Origin of the sequence: Micromonospora sp. NPDC051296, assembly GCF_040682255.1 — a bacterium.
GTDB lineage: Bacteria > Actinomycetota > Actinomycetes > Mycobacteriales > Micromonosporaceae > Micromonospora > Micromonospora craterilacus.
The window spans coordinates 1-9,127 of the sequence record NZ_JBFBAO010000290.1 but is presented as its reverse complement, the minus strand read 5'-3'; the positions used below and the strand labels follow the sequence as shown (position 1 = coordinate 9,127).

The 9,127-nt window shown below is 71.1% G+C and carries 10 protein-coding genes; 9 read left to right on the top strand and 1 reads right to left on the bottom strand.

The features are described from left to right. The 9 genes from AB0M52_RS25225 to AB0M52_RS25185 all read left to right on the top strand — a co-directional run. On the top strand, window positions 1-408 hold a 408-nt coding region (locus AB0M52_RS25225; RefSeq protein ID WP_363958316.1), incomplete at its 5' end, for an LPXTG cell wall anchor domain-containing protein. An 87-nt stretch (window positions 409-495) separates the two neighbouring features. Next, window positions 496-1,464 carry a sortase gene (locus AB0M52_RS25220; RefSeq protein ID WP_363958313.1) on the top strand — a complete coding sequence of 323 codons (969 nt, stop codon included), beginning with the start codon at window positions 496-498 and terminating at the stop codon, window positions 1,462-1,464. Between the two features lie 241 nt (window positions 1,465-1,705). Further along, a complete protein-coding gene (pstB, locus tag AB0M52_RS25215; protein ID WP_363958319.1) occupies window positions 1,706-2,479 on the top strand; it encodes a phosphate ABC transporter ATP-binding protein PstB in 774 nt (257 codons plus the stop codon). Window positions 2,480-2,625: 146 nt separating this feature from the next. Continuing rightward, window positions 2,626-3,822 carry an Ig-like domain repeat protein gene (locus AB0M52_RS25210; protein WP_363958311.1) on the top strand — a complete coding sequence of 399 codons (1,197 nt, stop codon included), beginning with the start codon at window positions 2,626-2,628 and terminating at the stop codon, window positions 3,820-3,822. A gap of 112 nt (window positions 3,823-3,934) precedes the next feature. After that, on the top strand, window positions 3,935-5,089 hold the full coding sequence (locus AB0M52_RS25205; RefSeq protein ID WP_363958308.1) for a DUF916 domain-containing protein: 1,155 nt from the start codon (window positions 3,935-3,937) through the stop codon (window positions 5,087-5,089). Between the two features lie 116 nt (window positions 5,090-5,205). Beyond that, complete coding sequence (locus tag AB0M52_RS25200) at window positions 5,206-5,646, top strand: hypothetical protein (RefSeq protein WP_363958306.1); 441 nt, start codon at window positions 5,206-5,208, stop codon at window positions 5,644-5,646. Between the two features lie 97 nt (window positions 5,647-5,743). Beyond that, the gene (locus AB0M52_RS25195; protein ID WP_363958304.1) at window positions 5,744-6,166 is read left to right on the top strand and encodes a hypothetical protein; all 423 of its coding nucleotides are present in this window, start codon (window positions 5,744-5,746) and stop codon (window positions 6,164-6,166) included. A gap of 104 nt (window positions 6,167-6,270) precedes the next feature. Then, a complete protein-coding gene (locus AB0M52_RS25190; protein WP_363958302.1) occupies window positions 6,271-6,609 on the top strand; it encodes a DUF4229 domain-containing protein in 339 nt (112 codons plus the stop codon). Window positions 6,610-6,783: 174 nt separating this feature from the next. Then, window positions 6,784-8,661 (top strand): M14 family zinc carboxypeptidase, encoded by a 1,878-nt coding sequence (locus AB0M52_RS25185; RefSeq protein ID WP_363958299.1) that lies wholly within the window; start codon window positions 6,784-6,786, stop codon window positions 8,659-8,661. A gap of 120 nt (window positions 8,662-8,781) precedes the next feature. On the opposite strand, the gene AB0M52_RS25180 is transcribed toward AB0M52_RS25185, so the two are convergent. Beyond that, window positions 8,782-9,127: hypothetical protein (locus AB0M52_RS25180; RefSeq protein ID WP_363958296.1), on the bottom strand; the 346-nt coding region annotated here is incomplete at its 5' end.

Here is a 9,127-nt window from a genome sequence, read left to right as displayed (position 1 = left end):
GTGGCCCGCGGTTTCGACGGGAACGAGACGGTCACCGTGCGGTTTGACGACGAACTGGACGACCCGGAAACCGCCGAGAACGGCGTGGTCCGGATGCGTCTGATGATTACCGAAAATGCGCCTGCGGGAGCGCACCGCGTGGTGCTCACCGGGGCCCAGCACGAGGTCACCTTCGACTTCGTCGTCGCGGAAGCGAACGACCCGGATGACGACGGCGACGGTGACGGCGACGGTGACGACAACGGCGGCGGTGCGGGTGGCGGCGGCAAGCTGCCGACCACCGGCGCCAACCTCGTCACGATGATCGGCGCGGGTCTGATGCTGCTCGGCGGCGGTGCGGGTGTGCTCGTCGCGACCCGGCGGCGGCCCCAACTCGTCCCACCGGTCTGGCTTGACCAGCAGCCCTGAGGCGGGACGCCCGGCGGCTGGCGGTAGTGCCGGCCGGCCGAGTCGGCCCGGCACCCAGAAGATCCTGAGCGAGGAGAAGTGACGACCATGACGGTGACGACCGAGCGTCACCAGCCGGCTGCGGCGGTGCCGCCACCGCCGCAGCCGACGAAGCCGGGGCCGGCTTCGGGGGGCGGCGGTCCGATCCCGCCCGCACCTCCGGCTCGCGCCCAGTTGGCGTTCCATCTCTCCGGGGCGGGGCTTACCATCCTCGCCGTCCTGGTCCTCGCCTTCGTCGCTCACCTCACGGCCGTCTCCCAACTGCGCTACCACCGTTCACAACAGACGGCGTACGCGGACTTCCGGTACGAGCTGGCCAACGCGACCGCGCCGGTCGGGCAGACCGACCTGGACGGCAAGCTCGTGCCGCTCGGCACCGCCGTGGCGGTGCTGCGGATTCCGGCGGTGGAGCTGCGGACCGTGGTGTTCGAGGGAACCCGCGGCGACGTGTTGCAGTCGGGGCCGGGGCACCGCCGCGACACGGTGCTGCCCGGCCAGGCCGGGACCAGCGTCATCATGGGCCGCAAGACGCTGTACGGGGCGCCGTTCGGGGCGCTCGGGCTGGTCCTGCCCGGCGACGAGATAACCGCCGTCACCGGGCAGGGCGAGCACAAATACCGCGTCGTCGCGGTGCGTCGGCCCGGTGAGGAGGCGCCGCCACCGTCGGAGACGTCGGCCGGTCGGCTGGTCCTGGTCACCGCGGACGGTCCGGCCTACGCCCCCCGCGACCTGCTCTACGTGTACGCCGAGCTGACCTCGCCGGCGCAACCGTCGGCCGGGCGCGCCTTCGGTGCCGCCTCGTTGCCCTCCGCCGAGCAGGCGATGGCCGTCGACGAGGGTGCCTGGGTCGCGGTGGTGCTGTGGGGGCAGGCGCTCCTGCTCGCCGCGCTGGCGGTGTCCCAGATCCGGATCCGACGGGGGCGCTGGCCGGCTTGGATCGTCGGCCTTCCGGTCTGCACCGCGATCGGGCTCACCCTCGCCGACCAGATCGCCCGACTTCTGCCCAACCTGATGTGAACCTTCGTGACGCTGTGAGGACAAGGTGACGCACCCGATCGACGAGACCGCTCCCCGGTGGGACGCTCCGCGCGCCGAGCCCGGCTGGGCGGCGAGCGCGGCGGACACGCCGACGCTGGTGGACATCGCCCCTGATGGCTCGCCGAGCCATGGTGGGACGCCCGCCACCCACCCGGCGACGACGGCCGGGGCGGGGCCGGATCACCGCCGGTCAGCCCGGCCGGGCACCGGGACCGGAGCGCTGGCGGCGCTGGACGCCCGCGGCATCTCGGCCTGGTTCGGCGAACGCAAGGTTCTCGACCGGGTCTCCCTGACCATGCGCGCGGGTCAGGTGACCGCGCTGATCGGCCCCTCCGGATGTGGCAAGTCCACTTTCCTGCGCATTCTCAACCGGATGCACGAATTGGTCTCCGGCGCCTCGCTCGCCGGGGAGGTGTTGCTGGACGGGCAGGACATCTACGACAGCGCCCGCCGGGTCACCGACGCCCGCCGGCAGATCGGAATGGTCTTCCAGAAGCCTAATCCGTTCCCGGCCATGTCCATTTACGACAACGTGATTTCCGGGCTGCGGCTGACCGGTGTGAAGGCGAGCCGGCGGGATTTGGACGACCTTGTCGAGGAGTGCCTCACCAAAGCTGGCCTCTGGAAGGAGGTCCGCGACCGGTTGCGGCAACCGGGGGGTGCGCTCTCCGGCGGCCAGCAGCAACGACTCTGCATCGCCCGATCGCTCGCCGTGCGACCCCGGGTGCTGCTGATGGACGAGCCCTGCTCGGCCCTCGACCCCACCTCGACGCGGCGGATCGAGGAGACCATCGGCGAACTGGTCTCCGAGGTCACGATCGTCATCGTCACCCACAACATGCAGCAGGCCGCCCGGGTTTCCGATGAGTGCGCGTTCTTTCTCGCCAGTCAGGGAACCCCGGGCGCAATCGTCGAATACGGACCGACCTCAGCGATGTTCGAGAACCCGCAGGACTCCCGCACGTACGACTACGTGCACGGGCGGTTCGGCTGATCGTGGCAGCGCACCGGAAGTTTCCCTTCCCCATGTCCGGCGTAGGGATTGGCCTGCCGGTGCGGTCACGGCACATGGAAAAAGTATTTGCGGGCCGGGTCGGGTGACCCGGTTCCGTCACCACCCTCAACGAGAGGAAGTGATTCATGAGTAAGCGTCTGCTTGCTCGTGTGGCCGCCCTGACGACGGGCGCCGCGCTGGCAGCCGGTGCTCTTGTGGCGGTCGCCAGCCCGGCGCTCGCCGCGCCGCTCGGCACCGTCAACCTGTCGCAGACCAGCGGTCTCGTCACCGATAGCCCGATGTTCGAGTCGGCGGTCACCTCCGCGCCCTGCCCGACCGGGTTCGGCGAGGAGTCGGCGCTGCGGATCGGTCCCGCGGACACCGGGCCGTTCACGAACCTCACCCCGTCGCTCGGTGGTGGGGGCTACGACAAGGCTCCGGTGACCGCCAACCCGAACCGTTCGTTCCAGCTCGCGCTCGGTTCGGCGCCCGCCAACGGTCGTTGGTGGGTCGTGGTGGAGTGCTTCAGCCTCCTGGAGGGCCGCCACCCCGACCGGTTCGTGACCGAGATCGTGGTGACCGGCAACCAGTGGCGGGTGCCGGTCGTCGAGGCCACCACCACCAGCCTCGCCGTCTCCCCGGCCAGCCCGGTCGAGGCCGGTACCCCGGTGACCCTCACCGCCACGGTGGCTCCGGGCGGCGCCGCCGGCACGGTCGAGTTCCTCCGCGGCACCAACTCGCTCGGTACCGCTGCGGTCTCCGGTGGTACCGCCACCCTGACCACCAGCACCATCCCGGCCGGATCCTGGTCGCTGACCGCCCGGTTCACGCCGGCCGACCCGGGTTCGTTCGGGGCGTCGACGTCCTCCGCCGCCTCGCTCGTGGTCAACGGCCCGGCCGGTGGGGTGAGCAAGGTCGAGACCATCACCGCTGACGTCGACCCGGGTGCCTTCACGCTGGACGTGGCGCAGCCTCCGGCGGTTGAGCTGCTCGGCGGCCAGGTCGGCGGCACCGCCGCCGGTGCCCTCAAGCAGGCCACCATCACCGACCTCCGGGGCACCAACGCCGGCTGGGACGTGACCGGTCAGCTGACCGACTTCACCGGTGCCGGCAACATCCCGGCCGGGAACCTCACCTGGACCCCGTCGGCCGCCAAGGCCAGCGGCTCCGGCGCGGTCTCGGCGGGCACCCCGGCGAACCTGGGTGACACCCGTACGCTTTGCACCTCGGCCGCGGGCAGCAGCGCCGGCACCTTCACCTGCGACGCCGGCCTGAGCCTGTCGATCCCGGACAGCGTGCCGCCGGGCGCCTACAGCGCCACTCTCACCCTGACCCTGGTCTGACCAGAGCGTCGGTACCACGGGTGTCAATAACGCAGGCGGATGTACCGCGGACAGCCGGTCCGCGGTACATCCGCTGCGTCTCCTATCCGGAACCCGCCTCGGAGTCATCCCCATGAGCCATCGTGATCTCCTTCGTACCGGGGTGGGGCTGCTGGCCGTGGTAGCCCTCACCCTTCCGGCCGTTGCCGCTCCGGCCGTCGCCGGACCGGGTGTCGGGCGCGCCGCCGACGCCGTCGCGGCGCGGCCGGTCGCGCTCCAGTCGTCGACCGCGCTCACGGCGCGCCGCGAAGAACCCCGCTGGAGCGTGCAGCCGTCCAGCAAGAACGGACCGACTGGCAAGAACCACTTCGTGTACGACCTCGCGCCCGGCGAGCAGATCATCGACTACGTCGGGATCAGCAACCTCGGCCCGGCACCGATCACGCTCGACACCTACGCCACCGACGCGTTCAACTCGGAGGACGGTGCCTACGCCCTGCTTCCGACCGCCGAGGAGCCTCGCGACGTCGGCGCGTGGATCCGGGTGCCACAGCGGTCGTACACGATCGCGCCGGGCAAGCGGCTGGACGTGCCGTTCACCCTGCGGGTTCCGGCGAACGCCGAGCCGGGCGACCATCCCGGAGCCGTGGTGGCCGCGATGACGGTGACGGAGACCGGCAACGAGGGACAGCAGGTGACCGTCGAGCGGCGCATCGGCGCCCGGGTCTACCTGCGGGTCAGCGGGCCGGTGGAGCCCTCCGTGCAGGTGACCGGGCTGGAGCTGCGGTACGACAATCCAGTCGTTCCGTTCCCGGGTGGGGATCTGACCGTCACCTACCGGGTGGCGAATCTCGGCAATGTCCGGGTCACCGGCAAGGCGCGGATCCAGCTCAAGGGTCCGCTCGGCATCCGGCTCGGCCACAGCGAGGTGATCGACATCCCGGAGTTGCTCCCCGACTCCGAGGTCCGACTCACCAGCACGATTCCCGATGTCTTTCCGGCTGGCCGGATCTCTGCCTCTTTGGCGGTCAACACGGAGACCGTTGACAAGAAAGATCCGGTACCTTCCGCCAATCGTGCCGCCGCGACGTCGGCGGTACCGTGGGGCCTGCTGATCTTCCTCGGGGCCCTGGTCACGGCCGTGATCCTGGTGTTCGTCCTGCGCCGGCGCCGCCGCCGGCTGCTACTGGCGATCGCCGGTGACGACGACGGTGTTCCGGGTTCGGCGGGCGGAGACCAGACCCCGACAGCGTCAACCGGCCGGCGAGCGACCGCCGCCACCGGATAGCTGCCGCCGCCGGAGGATGATCACCGCCACACGGGCGCTGGTTCGCCGGCGCCGTCCCGCCGTACGCGGTCCGGCTTGACCGGCATCGCATGACCCACAGGAGAGAGAAGGTTGTGGTGAGCAGGACCCGGATTCGTCGCGCGGCGGCGGTCACCTCGGTGGCCGGAGCGATGGTCGCCCTCTGGGCGGCGAGCGCCCAGGCCGCGGTGGACCGGCCGCCGGTTCCGGCGGCCATGGTCGCGATGACGTCCACGTCACCGTTGGCCGCACCGTCGCCCGGTCAGGGCGGCGGGCAGGAGGGGTCCCTGCGGATATCGGTCTCGATCGCCCCCAAGCCGACCCCGTCGGGCAGCGCCAGCCCGACCGCGTCGCCGACGGTGACCGCCTCGCCGACGGCCACGGGCTCGCCGTCGCCCGCCCCGCCGTCGCCCGGAGGCGGTCTGCCGCGTACGGGTGTCGCGATCGGTGCCCTGGTGATCGTCGGCGCGGCGCTGGTTGGTGGTGGCGCGGCGCTGCGGGTGTTGGCGCGGCGGCGACGGGAGCTTCCTGCCGGCTGACCCGGCGGACCCACGCCGGCATCGGAGCGCCCACCCGAACCGCGGGCGACCCGGCCAGCCAACTGGTGCTGCCGGGGCTCGCGTACCCTCGTCAGGGATGACTGAGCAGCAGAGCGCGTTCCCCCGCCGGGACGCCGAGGGACGCATCCGCGCCCTGGGCGACCTGCTTGGTGTCGGCATGGCCGGGGTGGTCATCGGGATGCTGGTGCTGGTGCTCTTCGACGGGGCCTTCGCCTCGTTCGGGGCCGGTGACTTCGGTCAGGCCAACGGCTGGCTGGCGGTGATTCTGCCCGCGTGGCTGTTCTGGGAGGACTTCCGGGCCTGGGAGTACGGTGCCCCTCGGGTGGTGGCCGCCCTGGTGTCCGTCGCGGTGGCGTTGGTCGCCGGGCTGGCGCTGGTCGGCGTGACGGTCGGGCTGCCGCCGCTGCTGTCCGGAGGGCTGGCCGCGGCGATGTTCACCGTGGTCTACGCGATGATCTGGTTTCCCGGCGTCCGCTGGTTGGCCAACCGGACGAGCTGAGACCAGGCTCCGCCGGGCGGGCCGGCACCGCAGACTGAGCGCGCCGTCGGTCGGACGGCAGGGGAATGGAGTGGCTACGTGAGCGAGCGAAGCGAGGCGACGGCGTGAGTGCGGCGGTCAAGTACACGCTGGGCCGGATCGGGCTGTTCGCCGCCGTCGTGGCGGTCCTCTGGCCGGTCGACATGAACATCTTCCTGAAGCTGATGGTGGCGCTGCTGTTCTCCGCCGCGCTCTCGTTCTTCCTGCTCAAGGGCTGGCGGGACGAGATGGCCGAGGAGATGGCCACCGCCGCCGAGCGCCGCCGCTCGGAGAAGGAGCGGCTGCGGGCCGCGCTGGCCGGTGACGACCAGGCCGGCCCTGACGCCCCAGCGGACGGAGCCTCCGATGCCGCCGCCGACCAGTCCGGGACCGCCTCGGATCAGGGTCGCGGCCCGGCCGCCTGAGCCGGCCGGATTCGGCACCCGGCTCCATCGCGTGCCGGGCGGAGGAAACATGTTGCCGGCATGAGGATCCGGCTGGGATGGACTAAAGAACGATCGATATTGATATGACCATGTGACCGGTGGCGGGCAGTCCGTTGCCGAGCGGGGGATCCCCGCGCCTCGAGGAGGTTGTCCATGGCCTTCCGCACCATCCCCGTCCGCCGTGCACTGGCGCTCATCGTCGCCGCCGGGCTCGGCCTGCTCGCCATCTCCGCGCCACCCGTCTCCGCCCGGCCGGCTCCGGACCGGGAGGAACAACCGGCCGCCGCGCCGTACCGGGTGCTCGGGCCACGCACGCTCGCCGACCGTACCGCGGTCGCCCGTACCGGCGCCTCGATCGACTACTCCGAGCACGGGGTGCTGCACGTCTCGGCCACCCGCGCCGAGGCCGCCGCCATCACCAAGCTCGGGTTCCGGCTGGAGGAGGTCGCCCCACTGCCGACCGACCGGGGTCACGCCCACGATGACATCGGCGCGTTGGCCTTCCCGCCGGCCGACGCCGACTACCACGACTACGCCGAGTTGACCACCGTGGTCAACCAGCTCGTCGCGTCCTACCCGTCGATCGCCCGCAAGATCAGCATCGGTACCTCGTACGAGGGCCGGGACCTGATGGCGGTGAAGATCTCCGACAATGTCGCCGTCGACGAGGACGAGCCGGAGATCCTGTTCAACTCGCAACAGCACGCCCGCGAGCACCTGACCGTCGAGATGGCGATCTACCTGATGCGGCTGTTCACGCAGAACTACGGCACCGACTCACGGATCACCAACCTGGTCAACAACCGGGAGATCTGGATCGTGCCGACGGTCAACCCGGACGGCAGCGAGTACGACATCGCCACCGGCTCGTACCGGTCCTGGCGCAAGAACCGCCAGCCCAACAGCGGATCGTCGTACGTCGGCACCGACCTGAACCGGAACTGGAGCTACAACTGGGGCTGCTGCGGCGGCTCGTCCAGCTCCACCTCCTCGGACACCTACCGGGGCCCGTCGGCCTTCTCCGCCCCGGAGACGCAGGCGCTGCGCAACTTCGTCAACAGCCGGGTGGTCGGCGGCGTTCAGCAGATCAAAGCCAACATCGACTTCCACACCTACTCGGAACTGGTGCTCTGGCCGTACGGCTACACCTACAACGACACCGCTCCCGGGATGACGGCCGACCAGTTCAACACCTTCGCCACCATCGGCCGGCAGATGGCGGCGACCAACAACTTCACCCCGCAGCAGTCCAGTGACCTGTACATCACCGACGGCAGCAGCATCGACTGGATGTGGGCGGTGCACGGGATCTGGGCGTACACCTTCGAGTTGTACCCGCGCACGGCCTCCGGCGGCGGCTTCTACCCGCCCGACGAGGTGATCGCGGCGCAGACCTCGCGCAACCGGGAAGCGGTGCTCATGCTCGCCGAGTACGCCGACTGTCCGTACCGGGCGATCGGCAAGCAGGCGCAGTACTGCGGCGGTGGCGGCGGGACCACGGTCTGGTCGGACACCTTCGAGACCGCGACCGGCTGGACGATCAACCCCAACGGCACCGACGCCGCGACCTCGGGCCAGTGGGAGCGGGGCGCCGCGCAGGCCACCAACTCCAGCGGGGCCAAGCAGCTGACCCCGTACGCCGGCAGCAACGACCTGGTGACCGGCCGGCTGGCCGGCGTCAGCGCGGGTGACTACGACGTCGACGGCGGCGTGACCAGCGCCCGGTCCCCGGCCATCACGCTGCCATCCAGCGGCACGCTGACCCTTTCGCTGGCCTGGTACCTGGCGCACGGCTCGAACTCGTCCTCGGCGGACTACTTCCGGGTCAGTGTGGTGCACAACGGCGGCACCACGGCGCTGCTCACCCAGGCCGGCGCGGCCAGCAACCGCAACGGTGCCTGGACGACATCGAACCTCAACCTCACCCCGTACGCCGGACAGTCGATCCGGATTCTGGTGGAGGCGGCCGACCTCTCGACGGCCAGCCTGGTCGAGGCGGCTGTGGACAACGTCACGATCACCGCCTCCTGAGTCGACGGGGCCCCGACACCCTCGCTCGGGGCCCCGTCTCAGGGACCAACCGGACAAAGAGCGCCGAGCGTCCGCGCCGACCCGACCGGCGGCGGCCCTCCGGCGGCGACCGCGGCCTGCTCAGCGGGCCGCGGTCGGGTCGTGCGCTACCGTCTTACCGACCCGCCGCAGCGAAGCCGGTGCGACACCGGCGCTGTCCCGCAACTGTGATGCCCCGATCCGGGTCGGTACCGCGCTGCCGAGCCCGGACGCCACTGCCACACTGGTCTCGTACGCCCGGCCGGCGCTGTCGTAGGTCGTGGTGGTGGTCCGCAGCGTTGCGGCGTTGGTCTTCTCGGTCACCACCCGGGTCTGCTGGTGCATGTCGTAGGTGGTCACCGTGACCGGCAGTTCCGGCCCGGAGGCGGCCTGCCCGCCCGGCTGCACCCGGCACGGCAGGTTCGCCCATTCCGGTCGCAGGTCGCAT

Excerpts from the sequence above, each read along its gene's own strand:
- AB0M52_RS25220 (WP_363958313.1), top strand. The coding sequence starts at position 496 with ATGACGGTGACGACCGAGCGTCACCAGCCGGCTGCGGCGGTGCCGCCA.
- AB0M52_RS25210 (WP_363958311.1), top strand. The coding sequence starts at position 2,626 with ATGAGTAAGCGTCTGCTTGCTCGTGTGGCCGCCCTGACGACGGGCGCC.
- AB0M52_RS25205 (WP_363958308.1), top strand. The coding sequence starts at position 3,935 with ATGAGCCATCGTGATCTCCTTCGTACCGGGGTGGGGCTGCTGGCCGTG.
- AB0M52_RS25195 (WP_363958304.1), top strand. The coding sequence starts at position 5,744 with ATGACTGAGCAGCAGAGCGCGTTCCCCCGCCGGGACGCCGAGGGACGC.
- AB0M52_RS25185 (WP_363958299.1), top strand. The coding sequence starts at position 6,784 with ATGGCCTTCCGCACCATCCCCGTCCGCCGTGCACTGGCGCTCATCGTC.